The sequence below is a fragment of the Desulfofundulus thermobenzoicus genome, assembly GCF_009428905.1.
Classification (GTDB): Bacteria; Bacillota; Desulfotomaculia; order Desulfotomaculales; family Desulfovirgulaceae; genus Desulfofundulus_A; species Desulfofundulus_A thermobenzoicus.
In genome coordinates this window covers 25,069-41,356 of sequence record NZ_WHYR01000006.1, presented here as the reverse complement: position 1 = coordinate 41,356, position 16,288 = coordinate 25,069, and the positions used below count along the sequence as shown (strand labels likewise).

18 protein-coding genes and 1 pseudogene are annotated in these 16,288 nt (G+C 49.4%); 11 read left to right on the top strand and 8 right to left on the bottom strand.

Annotated features, from left to right (window positions below; translation table 11 throughout):
- Positions 1 to 127 precede the first annotated feature (127 nt).
- Positions 128 to 457 carry a hypothetical protein gene (locus GFC01_RS03430; RefSeq protein ID WP_152945243.1) on the top strand — a complete coding sequence of 110 codons (330 nt, stop codon included), beginning with the start codon at positions 128 to 130 and terminating at the stop codon, positions 455 to 457.
- 920 nt (positions 458 to 1,377) lie between these two features.
- Here GFC01_RS03430 and GFC01_RS03425 read toward each other — a convergent pair.
- A complete protein-coding gene (locus tag GFC01_RS03425) occupies positions 1,378 to 1,638 on the bottom strand; it encodes an SGNH/GDSL hydrolase family protein (protein WP_152945242.1) in 261 nt (86 codons plus the stop codon).
- Between the two features lie 585 nt (positions 1,639 to 2,223).
- On the opposite strand from GFC01_RS03425, the gene GFC01_RS03420 reads away from it, so the two are divergent.
- From GFC01_RS03420 to GFC01_RS03390, 7 genes are all read left to right on the top strand, one after another.
- On the top strand, positions 2,224 to 3,486 hold the full coding sequence (locus tag GFC01_RS03420) for a sensor histidine kinase (protein ID WP_243137200.1): 1,263 nt from the start codon (positions 2,224 to 2,226) through the stop codon (positions 3,484 to 3,486).
- Positions 3,487 to 4,484: 998 nt separating this feature from the next.
- The gene (locus GFC01_RS03415) at positions 4,485 to 4,808 is read left to right on the top strand and encodes a hypothetical protein (RefSeq protein ID WP_152945240.1); all 324 of its coding nucleotides are present in this window, start codon (positions 4,485 to 4,487) and stop codon (positions 4,806 to 4,808) included.
- 455 nt (positions 4,809 to 5,263) lie between these two features.
- On the top strand, positions 5,264 to 5,980 hold the full coding sequence (locus GFC01_RS19225; RefSeq protein WP_152945239.1) for an accessory gene regulator ArgB-like protein: 717 nt from the start codon (positions 5,264 to 5,266) through the stop codon (positions 5,978 to 5,980).
- On the top strand, positions 5,940 to 6,032 hold the full coding sequence (locus GFC01_RS20140) for an AgrD family cyclic lactone autoinducer peptide (RefSeq protein ID WP_423244364.1): 93 nt from the start codon (positions 5,940 to 5,942) through the stop codon (positions 6,030 to 6,032). The genes GFC01_RS19225 and GFC01_RS20140 overlap by 41 nt, the downstream gene beginning before the upstream one ends.
- A gap of 26 nt (positions 6,033 to 6,058) precedes the next feature.
- A complete protein-coding gene (locus GFC01_RS03400; protein ID WP_152945237.1) occupies positions 6,059 to 6,817 on the top strand; it encodes a LytR/AlgR family response regulator transcription factor in 759 nt (252 codons plus the stop codon).
- Between the two features lie 294 nt (positions 6,818 to 7,111).
- Positions 7,112 to 8,725, top strand: coding sequence for a hypothetical protein (locus GFC01_RS03395; protein WP_152945236.1), 1,614 nt, complete (start codon positions 7,112 to 7,114; stop codon positions 8,723 to 8,725).
- A 139-nt stretch (positions 8,726 to 8,864) separates the two neighbouring features.
- Positions 8,865 to 9,398, top strand: coding sequence for an SH3 domain-containing protein (locus GFC01_RS03390; RefSeq protein WP_152945235.1), 534 nt, complete (start codon positions 8,865 to 8,867; stop codon positions 9,396 to 9,398).
- Positions 9,399 to 9,530: 132 nt separating this feature from the next.
- On the opposite strand, the gene GFC01_RS03385 is transcribed toward GFC01_RS03390, so the two are convergent.
- Positions 9,531 to 9,920, bottom strand: a complete 390-nt coding sequence (locus tag GFC01_RS03385; protein ID WP_152945234.1) for a transposase — start codon at positions 9,918 to 9,920, stop codon at positions 9,531 to 9,533.
- 152 nt (positions 9,921 to 10,072) lie between these two features.
- A complete protein-coding gene (locus GFC01_RS20135; RefSeq protein ID WP_423244363.1) occupies positions 10,073 to 10,399 on the bottom strand; it encodes an ISAs1 family transposase in 327 nt (108 codons plus the stop codon).
- A 38-nt stretch (positions 10,400 to 10,437) separates the two neighbouring features.
- Between GFC01_RS20135 and GFC01_RS19220 the strand changes: the two are divergent.
- Positions 10,438 to 10,686: pseudogene (locus GFC01_RS19220) on the top strand (hypothetical protein); the annotation flags it as partial.
- Here the strand turns inward: GFC01_RS19220 and GFC01_RS20130 are convergent.
- A complete protein-coding gene (locus tag GFC01_RS20130; RefSeq protein ID WP_152945231.1) occupies positions 10,570 to 11,043 on the bottom strand; it encodes a hypothetical protein in 474 nt (157 codons plus the stop codon). The pseudogene GFC01_RS19220 and the gene GFC01_RS20130 sit on opposite strands and share 117 nt — an antisense overlap.
- 392 nt (positions 11,044 to 11,435) lie before the next feature.
- Between GFC01_RS20130 and GFC01_RS03365 the strand changes: the two genes are divergently transcribed.
- Both GFC01_RS03365 and GFC01_RS03360 read left to right on the top strand, forming a co-directional pair.
- Positions 11,436 to 11,726 carry a type II toxin-antitoxin system Phd/YefM family antitoxin gene (locus GFC01_RS03365; protein WP_152945230.1) on the top strand — a complete coding sequence of 97 codons (291 nt, stop codon included), beginning with the start codon at positions 11,436 to 11,438 and terminating at the stop codon, positions 11,724 to 11,726.
- Positions 11,704 to 12,021 (top strand): type II toxin-antitoxin system RelE/ParE family toxin, encoded by a 318-nt coding sequence (locus GFC01_RS03360; protein WP_152945229.1) that lies wholly within the window; start codon positions 11,704 to 11,706, stop codon positions 12,019 to 12,021. The genes GFC01_RS03365 and GFC01_RS03360 overlap by 23 nt, the downstream gene beginning before the upstream one ends.
- Positions 12,022 to 12,213: 192 nt before the next feature.
- On the opposite strand, the gene GFC01_RS03355 is transcribed toward GFC01_RS03360, so the two are convergent.
- From GFC01_RS03355 to GFC01_RS03340, 4 genes are all read right to left on the bottom strand, one after another.
- Positions 12,214 to 12,714 (bottom strand): hypothetical protein, encoded by a 501-nt coding sequence (locus tag GFC01_RS03355; protein WP_243137197.1) that lies wholly within the window; start codon positions 12,712 to 12,714, stop codon positions 12,214 to 12,216.
- A gap of 97 nt (positions 12,715 to 12,811) precedes the next feature.
- Positions 12,812 to 14,125, bottom strand: a complete 1,314-nt coding sequence (locus GFC01_RS03350) for a (Fe-S)-binding protein (RefSeq protein WP_194174783.1) — start codon at positions 14,123 to 14,125, stop codon at positions 12,812 to 12,814.
- A 72-nt stretch (positions 14,126 to 14,197) separates the two neighbouring features.
- Positions 14,198 to 15,595: an FAD-binding oxidoreductase gene (locus GFC01_RS03345; protein WP_152945227.1), complete on the bottom strand. Its 1,398-nt coding sequence runs from the start codon at positions 15,593 to 15,595 to the stop codon at positions 14,198 to 14,200.
- Positions 15,596 to 15,878: 283 nt separating this feature from the next.
- Positions 15,879 to 16,250: a hypothetical protein gene (locus GFC01_RS03340; protein WP_152945226.1), complete on the bottom strand. Its 372-nt coding sequence runs from the start codon at positions 16,248 to 16,250 to the stop codon at positions 15,879 to 15,881.
- Positions 16,251 to 16,288 lie beyond the last annotated feature (38 nt).

Sequence of the window (16,288 nt, the reverse complement as noted above, 5' to 3'; positions counted from 1 at the left end):
TGCCCTCAGTTCATAATAATTATGATGTAAATTTCAAGAGACTGTCGAAAACTCCCCAGAGCCATTTACCAATAAATAACATTCAGTAGTATTTGGTTATGATCTAATGTAAGATTATTGAAATAAGGTGATAAGGATAATCACCATTAAACTGGATATCACCAAATACCTGAAGGGAGAATTATCCAAGGCCATAAAACCTGAACCCAATGAAACCCTCCGACGGCAGCGGCTGACCGAAATAGTAGAAAATGCCAAAGCATTAATTGCTTTTCTGGATAATCGGGATCTTCACCCAGTGGTGGCCTACCGAAAAAGTATTCTGGTTCGCCTTCTCTACGAAAACACCGAACCAGCGGAAAAGGGTTATAAGGAAACCCAGGGCCACGTAAAAGTAATAAATAATCCAGAGGCCGCCCAATTACCAGAAGATGTCTGGCCTTTTCCATCTCATTAATTTCTATTGTTGGTCGCAGGTATGATGTTGCTCCATCCCTTGTCAGCCGTTGGATAAGAACCTACAAGAAGCATGGAACCCTTCACCCGACAGGGCAGGAAAATGGGGAGACGCTAAGGATATCATGTTCCCCCAAAGAACATAAAGCGGTTATACAGGAGAATGAAAAGCTCAAAAAACTCCTCGGAGAAAAAGACCTGGAAATTGCCATTCTCCGTGACCTGCTAAAAAAAACAAACCCACATTTGATGATAAAATAGATATTGCTAGAAAATGGATATCTTTAGGTTACAAAATATCTCTTGTACTAAGAATTATTGGGATTAGCCGTTCCACGTATTACTACAAAATGCATAAAAGACCAAAACCTAAAAATCGTATCATACCGGTGGTCGTCCTAAATCTCACTACACCCTAACAAAATCCGGTGTAATTATCAGCAACGAACAGGTTAAAGAATGGATTTGTGAGCTGATCGCCGGTGAAGGATATGCCTACGGTTACTTGAAGCTGACCTCGTTACACTATTGTCTATCAATACGAACTGATTGGGAAAAGGAATTATGCTTTTAGTTGGGGTTTATCGACTGTCTCTATAAATGTCTAGACGGGGGACGGGAGTAATATTCATTTTTATAGCTGTAATGCTATATTGTACAAGGTATTTATGAGCGGCAATAATCGATTCATCATTGAAAACTACTAGTAGTGAAATATTTAGGGAATTGCTAAGTATGTTGGGTCCAGGCCTGACTGTATGGGCGTTAATCGCACTGCTGGTTGGGCTGGCTTATCTGATATGGTCGGAAGTTAAAAGCTAAGGTTGTTTTTTGTGCACGGTGGATGCTTTTACTGGGTGGCCTCAAGCGCCGGCTGCCCTGTTTTGCTTTTCTAAGCCATATTAACCCGGGTATTAAAAACTAACCTTTGTCCGGCTGCACCGCCCCGGCCACCAGGGCGGCGTAAAACCGGGCTCCGGCCGGGGTGAGGTGGACACCGTCCGGGGCAAAGAATGAATCGTGGCCGGCGCTGGCCGCATACCAGTCGACCAGGGTGGTATGCGGGTAAGTCGCCGCCACTTGCGCCAGGGTGGTGTTCACCACACGCTCCCATGGGCGTGGCACCCGGGTGTTCACCAGCACCACCTGCTGCACAGGTCCCAGTGAATCGAGCAGGGACACCAGTTGTTCCCGGGTGAACGGCCCGCTGGTGCCCAGTTCGATTCGATGATGACACGGTTGCCCAGCCTGCCCTGCGCCTTGAGCTCGTCCACCACCGTCCGGGCTTCCATTAGCTGGCGGCTTGGGTGAAAGATTCCTGAAAAATGTAGATGAAAAGATTATTTTTAACGGTAGCCCAAATCACCGGCAGTACCAGTTCTGACGGGTATTTGCCACCGGCTATTATGGCCATGGTAGCCAATAGATCCTACCGTAACGATACGCCCTTTATTTCCTTTACGGCATCGATGCTTTCCTTAAGCACCGTACGGGGATTGCTTATTCCTAAGAGCTCACCATACATAAAAGTATGTCGAATAAATGCACAAAAAGAATAAATTTTCTTGGAACCTGGAAGAACTTTTCTGCGTCTTTTATTATGGAAACATGAAAAGTGGTGACAGCCAGGAATTGGCGTTTCATGCTTTTAATTATTCAAGCAGCCAAATCCACTTTTCAGACAGCCAAAAGCACTTTTCAGACAATGGCAAAAGGAAATCCGGGCTTGCGTGTAAAATACTGGGAAGGAAAGACATTTTGGACAAAATGTCTTTGTTCTCGCTGCTTCTGGTTTCCCTGCCGGAGGCGCTGCTGGTAACCATGCTGGGCTTTCAACTGGCGGGCCTTAAAGTAACCCCCCGGCATTTAATAAGCATAGGCGCGGCCCAGACGGTATCCTCGTATTTCATCAGGCTCTCCCCCAGCCCCTTCGGCCTGCACACTCTGGTCCAGGTAACCGTTTATATATTGATTTTAAGAATCATCACCGGCCTGTCCTGGCGGAGAGTTGCCGTTATCGCCCTGCTGGGGCTGGTGGTGTACGGGACCCTGGAAGCCGCCATCCTGCCGCCGTTGTTAAGCATCACCGGTTATACTTTGGAAGAAGTAATCGCCACCGACTATATGCGTATAGCCGTTTTCCTGCCGGAAGCAGTTTTAATTCTCTTGTTTATTATATCCTGCCGGCGGTACAATTTTCACCTGCTGGATTTTGCTTCCGGGCTCAACCAACTGGCACTCCTGAACGATACTGGAAAAAGGACCGAAAAGGCATACTTGAATTTGTATATATTGCTTTTGTTGCCCCTGCTGTTGCTGGCTGTATTAAACATGGTGCTGTTCGTCTCCCAAACCGGCGCCTTTCCCAAATTATATCCTGACATGTTTGTAGCCTCATTTAATTTGATCCTGGTTGCCGTTGCAGTCCTGTCCATGGGTGCTAGGAAACAACGCCACGACTTCAACCATCACCTGCAAACTGTTTACGGCCTTCTGGAGGTCGGCTCCTGCGATGAAGCCCGTCGCTACGTTAAGGAAATGTTTTTGGATATCTCCAACCCGGCGGAAGTGGTAAAAACCGACAATCCCGGCATCAGCGCCATGCTGTTTGCCAAGGCGGGGCTGGCCGAAGCCCGGGGCATAAACTTTTCCGTTCAGGTGGATTGCAGCCTCCAGAATATTCCCTTAACCCCCATGGAGGCCAGCTCCCTGCTGGGTAACCTCCTGGACAATGCCATCAAGGCCGCAGGTGCTTTCTCAGGTGGTCAACGCCACGTGAGGCTGGAGATCACCCGGGAGCCCGGGGAATATGTTTTCACCGTAGCCAATACGGGTGACCCAATGCCACCCGAAATGTTGGAACGAATGTACGGACCGCATTATGCCACCGGGAAAAACAACCAGGGCCTCGGGCTGGCCATTGTAAAAGAAATTGTGGAAAAACACTCCGGCCGGATAACCGTGGAACATGCCGGCAATGAAACGATTTTCTCGGTGCATATACTGGACAAAGGGGCCGGGAGGTCATGATTGATTTAAACAGGCTGGACCGGCGTCATGGCCGCACATATGGCCAAGCGATCTTGGAAAGCAAGCATCGAGGCAAGGCTAAACGGTGTCCATTTTGTTTTGCTGCCACCGGACTATATTGCCAACCTTTTAACGGTCGGGCACCGGCTCGGGCCGCGAGGCCAATGTTGCTACCAGATTATATTGTCAACCTGGACGCGATCAGGGCAAACCTCACCCCGGGGTAAAACGATAGACAATAAATATTCTTACTCACTGCACACGGCAATACTGGCCGCAAACAAAAGCCGGAGAACTGGAAATACTGGCTTTAGTCCTGGTAGAAAAAGAGGGTTTGCCAAAATACGACCCTCTTTTTCATATTTCGCAAGCCGCTACTTCCAAACACCCAAAATCCAGTTTCAGACAGCCAAAAGCTGTTTTCAGACAACGATATCCACTTTCTAGACAAGATTGGTTGACCTGGAGTTTTGTGGGAGATACAATGGGTGCACATAAACGTGGAACAGGCAAGAAAGTTTAACTGTTAACAAATACCAAACATTCCCATTAAAACTTAAATGGTAAATGTCGTTTTGTAAGAGCATCGCCATGGACAACCTGTCCTACCATCATAAAAAACATGATTAATTAGTAGGATTATTGAAAAATTTCGGCAATGTAACCCTTGGCTGTGACTTGTGATTAATGTGATATCAGGAGGTGAATGAACATGTTGGTTTACAAACCCCGGGATCCACCACAAAAAAGCAATAGTGATTTGGGAGGCAAACCGGGTACAGACTGACCTCGCAACCTTGTGCCCGTAGAATTACCGCTCATAACCACTATTACAACTATATTAAACCATTTATTTGGTTTGTTTTCAACTACCAGAGTTTTATACGAGATAGGGAGGTATAAAAAGTGAAAAAGTTGTTTTTATTTACATTGTTATTACGCTCCTGTGATTAAGGAGAACTTTTCTGTAATTATTCCCAACTAAAGAGGTGTCTATTATGCTAATGGAACAAGAAACAATAAAAATACTTTATATTGGTGTATTCATTGTGATGGGAATATCACTTGTTTTTGTAGTTGGCCAATGGATAAGTACAAAGAAAGCTGCTTATGTATGGTTAATAGGTCATCTAATAGTATTATCGATCACAATTATTAGGTGGGTATCTTTTTTAAGCAATGCTAACATGCAACAATCTCATATGGCTGCTGAAAATAACTCATTATTTATTGGAAGCAATGCAGTCCTATGGGCTATAGGCATGTTTTTATTGTTAATTGGTATTTATAAGCTTGATAAAACTGCAAAAACCGGCATTTGATAAATATTAGACAACGACATAGCCGAAAATCATACGTGTTCGGTTAAGCCCGCAATATACCATTGACATCTAAAGGTGGTACTTTATCCCTGGTAATTAAAATCTCTATTTGTGGTTATATGACCATTGTCCTGCCGATAATTATTTGGTAAATCGAACACATATGATGTACGGGTTTGATATCGCCTGGAGAGGTACAAGCATACCTGATTACCCTGTTTATGCTCCAATGGAAGACGGCAGCGCACTTGTGTGGTGGATGAGGAATGTAGGAAGTTCTTCGGGGAAGAACAAAAATATTTAAGCCAGGTTTTAGCTTCAAGAGTTATCTTTCCGTTTCATCGGGCCGTCCTTCATGTCATATGGGCTGCACAGCTCGTCGCAGATAGCCATTTATACATGACGGCAACGAAAACGATTTTCCAAGTACAACCGGTTAAAGGAGCCAGGAGGTCATGATTGATTTAAGCAATCTGGCCGGTGTCATGGCTACACATATGGCGCAAGCGACCGGCCTGGAAAAAGATAAAACAGACCAGCTGCGTTACGGACTGGAAATAATCCTGGGGACATTAATTAAGGGAGCGCTGCTTTTTTCCCTGGCTTACCTGTTCAATGTTTTGCCCCAGGTAGCCCTGGCGCTGGCCGCCGCCGGTTCCTTTCGCCTGCTTAGCGGCGGCGCCCACTGCAGCAGCTACGGGCGGTGCCTGGTCCTGGGAGTAACGGTATACCTGCTTACCGGCCTGGTTGCGGTAAGCATGGCGAAATTCGTAACCACGCCATTGCTTACCGGTATGGCTGCTATTGTCATCCTGGGGGCAGCAGCCTGCACATTTAAATGGGCACCCGCGGAAGTTCCCTGCCGCGCCATGGGCGGGCGGCGGGAAATAATGACGTTTAAGTTTTTGTCCCTGCTGTACCTGGCTTTATGGGCCGCATTATTTCTGCACCTGGCAAGCCGGGTAAACGGTTCCCTTTTGCTGGCTTCCCTTCTGGCCTTAACCATGCAAACCTTAAGCTTTACCCCCCTGGGTTACGGGTTGGTGGCCCGCGCCGACCATTTTATGGCCAAACTTGCGGGCAAAGGAGGTGAAACCGGTGCGTTTGCTGAAGAAATTGCTGTACACCCCCGTGGTTTTGACGGCCCTGGCTGTGGCCGCCATAGGGATTAAACCGGCCAGCTTTTTTATCCTTTACCAGCCGGTGCCGCCCGTGAAGAAATAATCCGGCGGAAAGGTTTGTGACGTAACATGCTCACGGTGTTGATTGCCGAAGACGACCCGGCCATGCGCCACATCCTCAGAAAAACGCTATCCCAAATACCCGGCGTGGAAGTGCTGGGAGAAGCCGGTGACGGCATCACCGCCATAAAAATGATGGAAGAACTAAATCCCCGGGTGATCTTTATCGACATTGACCTGCCGGGGAAGAACGGCGTGGAACTGGCCAGGGATATATGCGACATCAACCCGCAAACCATCCTGATATTCGCTACGGCCTACCCGGACTATACCCATGAAGCCTTTGAAGTTTATGCCTATGATTACCTGGTAAAACCCTTCAAGCTTGACCGCATTAAAAAAACCATGGAAAGAATCAAGCAACAGGAGGCGCAAAGAGCGCCGGTTCCGGTAAAAGAATTCACCCCACCCGTTGCTGCCAGAACAACACCCGCCAGGCTTGTAATCAGGCAACATGAAAATCTTATATTTTTAGATACTCAAGACATTATCCTGATTACGAGAGAAGACCGGAAAACCGTTATATTAACCAGGGAAGAAAAGCTCAATACTACGGAAAGCCTGAACAGCATTGAAGAAAGGCTGCCCGGCAACACTTTTTTCCGCTCCCACCGGGCCTACATTGTCAACCTGAATATGGTCAGGGAAATCCGCCCCTGGGGTAAAAACAGCTACGAAATTACTTTTTCAGGCACGCAGCAAAAGGCCCTTTTAGCCTCAAACAAGGCCAGGGAGTTGGAAAAAATACTGGCATTGCCCGGGAGTTGAAGAGGGTCGCGCCAGAACGCGATCCTCTTTTTGTTTAGCCATTGTTTAGCCATGTTCGGACAGCCAAAAGCTGGTTTCAGACAAGGAAATCCACTTTTCGGACAATACTGGTTGACATGGTGTTATATTGGAAATATAATAGGTATGGATGTAGCAATTGCCATTTTGGTCAAGAAAGGAGGAATAAAAAGGGGCTTAATTAAGCAGATTCAGTACGATATAGGGGAGAGAATAATGCTATTTACGAATGTTTATTTTTATTATTAGGCAATAAGCCGCTAGGGGGTATTAATTATGAAGAATCTAATTGTATTGTTAGTAATGGTAGTAACATTAACATTTACCTCAATTGTGAGTGCCAATGAGATTAAGGTCACAATACCCACTGGCTCCGCAGGTAACCAGATTGAATATATTGAGCAAACGGGAGCTGGTCAATTGTTGGGTCCTGAATGCTTTAACCCAAAGCCAAATGGGGGATTTAATATACTTGATACAGCAAAGAATAGAGTAATATCCATTAATTCCGAGGGTAAACAAGATGGCATCCATGAGTTTGATCAAAATATAATAACACCAGTAAAAATAGCTACTGATCAAAACAACAATTTATACCTTGTAGATCCGGGAAAAGGGATTATAGGTAAGCTTCACAACAGTAATTTATTATTTTTCAAGATTCAGAGATTGTCACTAGATACATTGATTGATTTTGGAGTAAATGATCATGGTTTCCCTTTTGTTGTATTGGCTAATGAATCAGGCGGAATATCTTATGTTTTTGAGTTGATAAACAATGTGGCAAAAATAAACAATATTATCGAGGGGCGCCTAACTCCTGATGGTAAGGTTTATAAAACCACATTAATCAAGGAAAAGGGTTATGATGTTGGTCATGCATGCAAAATATCGTTCTTTGATATAAACAATAAATTAACTAAAGAAATATTAATCAAGTCTAATCATTGGATTGGAGGCGCTCGTTATTTAGGTGAAGTAAACGGTGATTTAGTTATACAAACCCATGAATTTGAATTAGATGCCAATTATAATACTCATTTTGAGGACCTGGTTAAAAAGGTTTCTGTAGATGGTACCATAAAAGCCATAGCTGTTTTGCCGAGGAAATGTAAGTATGTAAGTAACGATACAGTTTTAGCTAATTCCGCAGTGTATCATTTAAATACCGGGATAAACGAGGTTAAGATTGAAGAAGTCAACTTTACTCCGATAGATCATTATAAATCGGCGCTTGACCAGTTTAGCCGGGTTGAGGCAAATGAGATTCTGGCCGACAGCACTACTACTGATAAAAATTCATTAGTAATAACCCAATCACTTCCTACGGTAAATAGATCATTGATACAATCAACAGCTCAATCTTATTGGAGTTGGACGTGGTACTGCAGTCAGTCGAATTACAATACAACCGGTGGTTCTATAAGACCAAGATATATCACTGCGCCCAATCAAAATTACCAATCTGTTCCTTATTGCTGGGGTGGATCGGATAGTCTTGCGAGCTTCCAAAGTCGACAGGGGAGTGGATGGACCTGCGGTAATATTAATACTGATGGATATTATATTTCTGGAACATGTGGTGTAGATTGTTCGGGATATGTACAAAGATGTTTGGGGTTGAACGATAAAAAATATGACACGACAATGTTAGATAGCTCAAATATATCTTTTAGGGTAAGCCCTAGCTCACTTAAATTTGGTGATGCGTGGAATAAGTCCGATCATATAATGCTCTATCACCAACGAGATGGCTATGGTAATTACATCTTATACGAAGCAACAAAGCTCAATGCTTATGACAGGGTTGCTCACACGGTTCGAAATGCATCTGAAGTTGAATCAGCATATCATGCTATAAGGCGTCAAAATATTAATGAAGATGTTTGAGGTAAAGCTATAATAGTATTTCATTTAGACTCATTCTATCAAAATAATGCAATAGACTATCAGAGCCAGAAATATATATGAGAACTCCATCAGTGATTCATGCTTGAAAATAGTTGCACCCGGGAAAGGAGGTCTATGTTTGCAGAAACATGGTTTTTATTTGCTGCTGATAGTTTTTATAAGCATACTAGTTACTGTCAATGGTTGTTTAGATCGGGAAGGAGGCAGTCCTGTCTCACATGATGTGCGCCCGGAAACAAGGGTAATCCGTTTTAGCACAGTTATTAGAGAACAGCCTTCATCTAACGCCAAAACTGTGTTAGCATTGGAAAAGGGCAACCTTGTAAAGGTTCTTGAAAAGAAGGTGGTTGGCAACGAGGAATGGTCCTCTGTAGAATGCGTTCCCCTTAGCTATCCTCCAATGAAAGGGTGGTTGAAAAGTAATGATTATAGTGCAAATATGAAAAACATTGCTCCTAATCAAGGTTTCATTCGTGGCAAGAATATATACTCAAGGCCTGATCCGGAATCTAAAATTATCTGGTCAGATGCTCACTCAGTATTAAGTATTATTAGAAGGGAAAATGGATGGGCATACTGTCGTCTACCAGCTGGAATGGAAAATGGTTGGATAAAGGAATCAGATATCAGTTATGAATTCCCTGTTCCATAGTCCTGGAAAAATGTTCTATGCTCGGAAACCAGAATATCAGTTGGGTCCAGGCTGACCGTTTGGGCACTAATCGCACTGTTGGTGGGGTGGCTTATCTGATATGGTCGGGGCTTAAAAGATAAGGTTGTTTTTTTATGCACGGTGGGTGTTATTACTGGGCGGCCTCAAACAGTGGCTGCCCTGTTTTGCTTTTCTAAGCCATATAAACCGCTGGCGGCCTGGCTGGAAGTCATGTAAAATTAGGGAAAAGATTTTATTTGACGGAAAGCCAAGCCAGATGTAGCGGGTCTTTTTTAGCGTTTCATTTTGTCTGGCTTCATCCCGGCGAACCTCATCAACAGCCTCGTTAATAATTTTCATGACATGAAAACGGTCAAAAACCAATTGCGCCTGAGGCATGGCGGGCTTAACCCCGGCAATGAAGGCAGGAGAAAGATCACAGCATACTGTCTTAATAGCGTTAGGGTTCCCCTTGTGTTCCCGTAAGTCTTTTGCAAATGCACCGCCATAACCGAGTGTCATGTTCTCCTACCAGCTCAGCAATAGCTTTTACAGGCATATCCTTAGCCAGCAGCATGATCAGCGATTCAAACAGCAAGGTGAAATCGCTGCCGGGTCTCGCCCATGGTACCGTAATCTGCTTCACCCCCAAGGTAACGTCAAAGTCAAATCGTCTAAACCCCGATCATGGCCAGAGCCAATTCCGCGTTCCAGCTGAGTTTGCGTAATCCCGAGGCAATGTTTTTAAAACCATGTAAACGCAAGAGACTAATGGCCAGGTTTCGTATAGAAGCAAAAACGCGCGGGGCAGACCCCGTCCGAATCTGGGAGCGGTCCTTATCAAAAGTTACATCCCGAACCCAGTGTAATGAAGTTTCAATCGTCCAGTGGCCCCGGACCAGTTCCAGTAATGTTTTAGAATCTGCTTTTTCGGTAGCCATGCTGGTCACAAAATAGGCGGTTTCATTTTTGGGGTTTCCCCGCGCAGATCCGTAGAGGATCGTTCTATCTTAATTAACTGGGCAGCATTAGGGAAATACTGTTTGCCCCTTTTTTACAGATATTTGTGAGAGAAGAACAATCCTCCCCACCAGATCCAGAGGTAATCGAGAAACCGAAACGCCGGAAGTTTACAGCCGAGTATAAACTGGGTATCCTGCGTAAGGAGGATTCATGTGAGCCCGGGGAATTGGGTGCACTTCTTCGTCGGGAGGGCCTCTACTTCTCCAACCTGACCTGCTGGCGCCGGCAATGCGATCAGACCCAGGCGGTGCAGCCTGAGGAGAAGCACCCGGCAGCTCGTGTCTTTAAGGCCACCGTCCGGCTTGAACCAGGACCAGGCCTGACAGACCTCGCGGGAGATTTGCACCCGGCTGGCCGTGGGATCGGATAGAATGATCTGACGGATCAGCTCGATGTCGCAAAGATTGAGTGACCGGTCGCAGATGGTGAGCGGGAAATTAGCAGGATGATCCCTCCCCCTTGCCATGCCGTACTCTCTGATAATCTCGTCCGGGATGTTCCAAGGCAGGAACTTCTCCAAGTCCGGTGGGGGACCGCCCGACTTGGCGCAGGCGTCGAGGTAGTACCGGAGATAGGCCAGGGCGTTCAGATTATGTTTTTCCGCCGTCTGCAGAACAGACATGGATGAGGCCAGCAGTTTGACGCTCCACTCGGAGTGGGTGCCGTAATAGTTCTTGCGCCCCTAGGGCGCCCGGCCGCAAAGCTCGCTCCGCAATGTTATTGTCCATCGGAACTAATGATTGTCTACAAAGACGGTCAGGCCGTCCCAGTGCTTTAAGGCGCTGGAAAGCACCTTCTCCTGCTTCTTTAGCTTGGGGTGCCAGCTGCTTTTCACCATTTCCGACGAGCCGCCCCAGCGCGGAAAGGATTACAACGTCTATTTGAAAATAGCGTTAGAGATAAGAAGGCCGCAGGAAATTGAAAGGTTCTAACCAGGTTCTAACCAAAGCAGTTGATTCCATAGCATGAGAGAGCTATAATATGGTTAGAATTTTACTACAAGGAGTTGATACCATGCACATTAAACCGTCCGCAAGCATCCGGCAGAACTATAATGAAATAGCGGATTTGTGCAGGTCTACAGGTGAGCCGGTGTATCTTACCAAAAACGGCGAGGGCGATCTCGTGGTGATGGATATAGAGGCGTTTACCCGCCGTGAAAAAATGCTGAAGCTGCGGGAAGAACTGCTGGCCGTCGAAGAAGACCGTCTGGCCGGACGCGCCGGAGTAACGCCGGATGAACTGGACAGCTATCTGGACAGCATTATTGATGAGGTGGAACATGGAAAAGAAGCCTCAGTATAAGGTGATTGTTTCCGATCGCGCCCGTCAAATGCTGGCGGGCCATGTCCGTTTTCTGGCGCAGAAAAGTCCCACCGCCGCCCGCAAAATCAAAAACGACCTGATGGACGCCATCCGTTCCCTTCACCAAATGCCGGAGCGTTTCCCGTTTCTGGAGGCCGAGTTTATTCCACCAAACAAATACCACAAGATGTTTATTAAGAAATGGTATCTCATTTTATACCAAGTCAAGGATCAGACGGTCTACGTTGACTATATTGTGGATTGTAGGCAGGATTATGGGTGGCTTATAAGGTAGATTTCTATAATATGATGTAAATGGTTGTTAAAATAAAAATAAGTGTGTTACATTGGATATGGGTTGACAGATTGAAATTAACCGGGATATAAATCAATTTTGAGGTGGAGGTTTGCAGCAGCTACCAACAGGCCGACAAATATTGATAAAACATAACAAAGCAGTTGCAATATACTATGGAACTCTTAACCATCAGCAAAGCGGCAAAAAATCAGGCAGGGGTTTCGGGAAGTGATTGCGGGAGTGTTGCAGGATGATGTCCACCACCACTTTGGCCAGCACGCCTATCAGATAGGTGCGCCGGTATCCGCGGCTGTAAGCAAGTTCCGGTATCTTGATGTACAGAAAACCGTTCGGTTGCACTGTCACCTGGAATTCCCCGGCAAATTTGTGTAATGCCTTCGGGTAAGGTACCTCGAAACCCTCCGGCCAGGGTTCGGGCTGGCCGAAATAATTGACGTTGGCTAAAGCCACCCCGTCCGGGTTGGTGTCCATGCCCAGGTAGCCCCGGTTGGAACTGGTCACCGGTTCAGGTGCCGTTATGGTGAAGGTAATGTGCACCCTGTACCGGCCGTCCCGGCCTCTGATTAACTCAACGTTATAGGGAGCGCCGAAAAGCAGCAGCTCCCACACCTTGAGCCGGTGTTTTTCCGGCAGCCAGAGCTTTCCCTCCACCCGCGGCGCTCTGGTCATTATTGGCCGCCCTTTACTGTCCGTGCCTGCCTGTTCCGATAGGAAGACCGAAAGAGACGGTCCGCTGTCAGGTTGAATTGGATTAAATTAACGCAACTTATTTGTGCTCACCTGCCGTATAAGCCTCTTCCAGGATCTCGACGATATGTTTGACTTGCACGGGCGGGCCGTATTTTTCCGCCCCATGCAGTAGCTGCAGCAGGCAGCCGGGGTTGCCGGTGGCCACCACTTCCGTCCCGGGCGGTATATCGGCCATCTTGCGGCGCAAAAGGGCCCCGGCCATTTCCGGGTGGGTCAGGTTGTAAATGCCGGCACCGCCGCAGCAGCGGGCCTCGTCGGGCATCTCCAGGAGCGTGAGTCCCGACACCTGCCGGAGCAGCCGTTTGGGGGCGTCTGCCACCCCCATGATGTTTTTCAGGTGGCAGGAAGCCTGGTAGGCAACCCGGTGGGGAAAAGAGCCGCGGGGCGGGACGAAGCCGGTTTGCGCCAGAAGCTCCGCAATGTCGATTACCTTCCGGGCAAATTCCCGCGCCCTGTCCGCATAGACGGGATCGCCGGCCAGTATTTCCGGGTACTCCAGAAGGGCCGCCCCGCAGCCCCCGGCGTTGGTCACCACGCAATCCACCCCGGCCGCCAGAAAGGCGTCGATATTCCGGCGGGCCAGTTTTACAGCCCCTGCCCGGTTTCCGTTATGCAGGTGCAGGGCACCGCAGCAGACCTGACCGGCCGGGGCCGTCACCCGGAAGCCGTGGCGCTCCAGGAGGCGGGCGGTGGCCAGGTTTATTCCGGCGAAAAGGACGTCCATCACGCAGCCCAAAAAGAGACCGGCGGTGCGGCCGTTTCCTGCCCTTGCCCCGCCTTCCCCGTTTTTGTCGGCCCTGGCCAGAATTGCCCTGGCCGTTCTGGCCGGGACCGCCGGCAGGATGCGTTCCATCTCCCTGACGGCGGGCGGAAATAGCTTCAGGAGGCCCAGTCGCCGGGCCGCCGTCCGCAGTCCGGAACGCTGGTAAAATCGCAGGAACCGCCCCGCCAGCTCCAGCCGCCGGGGGTATGGAAAAAGAAAGCGCATGGCCAGTTCCCGCAAGAGAATCCCCGCACCGGGCCGTTTCTCAAGCCTGCCCAGACGGTCCCGCGCCTTCTCCACCAGCGCCCCCGGCCGCACGCCCGACGGGCAGGCCGCCTCACAGGCCCGGCAGTCCAGGCAGTTCCAGATCGTTCGGAACAGACCCGGGGTGGCGGCCAGTTCCCCCAGGCTGAAGCCCCGCAGCAGCTGGACCCGCCCCCGGGGCGAATCCATTTCCAGTCCCGTTTCTTGAAAGAGCGGGCAGGTCCGCACGCACATCCCGCAGTGCACGCACCGCAAATAAAGTTCTTCCGGCAACGGGTCCGGAGCACCTTTTTTAACCAGCATTGCGTTCCTCCATACGAAAAGATCGGGCATTAAGTTTCTAAAAAAGGCACAGGGAAAAAATATTCCCCGTCGTCAGGGTAATATTACTTTTGTGTCTTGGGCCGCCGGAAAAATTTTCCCCGGGTTCAGGATTCCCCTGGGATCCAGGGCCTGCTTGATTGACCGCATGGCCCAAAGCCCGTTTTCGCCGTGTTCCCGGGGCATAAAGGGCGCCTTCATAAAGCCGATGCCGTGTTCGCCCGAAAGGGTGCCGCCCAGTTCCAGGGCGGCCTGGAAAATCTCGGCCACCGCCTGTTCTACCCGCCGCATTTCGTCAGCGTCCCGTTCGTCGCACATGATGTTCGGATGGAGGTTGCCGTCCCCGGCGTGTCCGAAAATCACCATCTTTAAGTCGTATCTGGCGGCGATTTCTTTCAGCCGCCTGACCATTTCGGGAATCCGGCTGCGCGGCACGGTGGCGTCTTCGGAGATTTTGGTGGGCTTGATCCGGGCCACCGCCGGGGAAATGGATTTGCGCGCCTTCCACAGGTTTTCAGCTTCTTTGGCCGTACTGGCCACCCGCAATTCCCGGGAGCCCATTTCCCGGCACAGGGCGGCTATTTCGGCGATTTGCTGCGCCAGCACGGCGGCCGGGCCGTCGACCTCTACCAGGAGCAAAGCCTCCACATCCAGGGGCAGGCCCAGGTGCAAATATTCTTCCACCACCCGGATACTCTGGTCATCCATGAACTCCAGGGCGGCGGGCGTAATTCCCCGGGCGATGATAGCGCTGACGGTACGGGCCGCGTCGTCCAGGCGGGGGAAAAAGGTGAGCAGGGTTCGGGTTGCTTCGGGCGGGGGGATGAACCTCAGGACGGCCTGCGTGATTACCCCGAGGGTCCCTTCGGATCCTACGAAAAGTCTGGTCAGATCGTATCCCGAGACATTTTTAATGGTTCGTCCCCCGGTGTGGATGACCCGCCCGTCGGCCAGAACAACTTCCAGCCCCAGGGTGTAGTCCCTGATTACGCCGTATTTGAAGGCCCTGCTGCCGCCGGCGTTTTCGGCCAGGTTGCCGCCGATGGTGGAGGATTTGCTGCTGGAGGGGTCCGGCGGGAAGAAAAAGCCTTTTTCGGCCACGGCCCGGGCAAAATCATCCGTTACCACCCCCGGCTCCACTACGGCCAGCAGATCGTCGGTATTGATCTCCAGGATCCGGTTCATCCGGGTAAGATCCAGGGCGATTCCGCCCCGCACCGGCACCGACCCGCCGGAGAGGCCCGTCCCCGCCCCCCGCGGTACCACCGGGGTTTCCGTCTCCCAGGCCAGGCGTAAGATCCCCGCAACCTCTTCCGTGTTCGCCGGCCGCACCACCACGTCCGGCCGGTGGCGCCGGAAGGTGGCGTCGTAGCTGTAGGCGTAGCGCTCATCGGGGGCGCTGAAAACGTTTTGTTGACCGACCACGGCGGCCAGTTTTTGAATTAACGTCATCTTCGTCTTACCCCCTGAACAAGTGTGTCAAGTGTGTCAGAGTGTGTCAGGGGACGGTTCTCTGACACATTATCAGGAGTGTGTCAGGGGACGGTTCTCTGACACATTATCAGGAGTGTGTCAGGGGACGGTTCTCTGACACATTATCAGGATGAGTTAAAAAACGGTTCCATGCTACGGGACAGAGGTATTGATATAATCCTGTCTGCCAGATATATAAGGTACAGATATTTCCCTGGTATCTCGTCTATCCAGTTCTCTTGGGATTTTTGTGTCTCTGTGCCTAATTTTCATAACCAATGGCGAAAAAGAACGTTTTCATGGGCAAGTCCAAAACGGGCGCCCCTACGCTTTCCTCCGTGATGCCCAGTCCGGCCAGTACCGCCCGCCGCCCGGCCACCGTGCCGCCGCCGTGGCTGCCCATGGCCGGCACCAGGAAGAGCTTCCCGCCCCGCTCCCGGATAAACTCCACCGCTGTACGCATGATGGTCAGGTAATTGGCAATCCCCCGGCTGCCGGCGGTAATTGCTACCCGGGCGCCGGGGGGCAAATCCCGGCGGGCGTAAATAGCTGCCAGCGCGGCGCGGGTTTTTTCAGCCACCGCCAGAGTCGCTTCCGGAGCCGTGACCGCTCTTTTCATGAAAATTAATTGCAAGGTCCCCATCTCCCGTCAGTTGTCTGACAGATTTAATA

Coding starts and splice junctions, on each gene's coding strand:
- GFC01_RS03385 (WP_152945234.1), bottom strand. CDS start 9,920: ATGACACTCGGTTATGGCGGTGCATTTGCAAAAGACTTACGGGAACAC.
- GFC01_RS03395 (WP_152945236.1), top strand. CDS start 7,112: ATGAAGAATCTAATTGTATTGTTAGTAATGGTAGTAACATTAACATTT.
- GFC01_RS03360 (WP_152945229.1), top strand. CDS start 11,704: ATGGAAAAGAAGCCTCAGTATAAGGTGATTGTTTCCGATCGCGCCCGT.
- GFC01_RS03355 (WP_243137197.1), bottom strand. CDS start 12,714: ATGACCAGAGCGCCGCGGGTGGAGGGAAAGCTCTGGCTGCCGGAAAAA.
- GFC01_RS20130 (WP_152945231.1), bottom strand. CDS start 11,043: ATGTCTGTTCTGCAGACGGCGGAAAAACATAATCTGAACGCCCTGGCC.
- GFC01_RS03420 (WP_243137200.1), top strand. CDS start 2,224: ATGTCTTTGTTCTCGCTGCTTCTGGTTTCCCTGCCGGAGGCGCTGCTG.
- GFC01_RS03400 (WP_152945237.1), top strand. CDS start 6,059: ATGCTCACGGTGTTGATTGCCGAAGACGACCCGGCCATGCGCCACATC.
- GFC01_RS03345 (WP_152945227.1), bottom strand. CDS start 15,595: ATGACGTTAATTCAAAAACTGGCCGCCGTGGTCGGTCAACAAAACGTT.
- GFC01_RS03415 (WP_152945240.1), top strand. CDS start 4,485: ATGCTAATGGAACAAGAAACAATAAAAATACTTTATATTGGTGTATTC.
- GFC01_RS03365 (WP_152945230.1), top strand. CDS start 11,436: ATGCACATTAAACCGTCCGCAAGCATCCGGCAGAACTATAATGAAATA.
- GFC01_RS19225 (WP_152945239.1), top strand. CDS start 5,264: ATGATTGATTTAAGCAATCTGGCCGGTGTCATGGCTACACATATGGCG.
- GFC01_RS03350 (WP_194174783.1), bottom strand. CDS start 14,125: ATGCTGGTTAAAAAAGGTGCTCCGGACCCGTTGCCGGAAGAACTTTAT.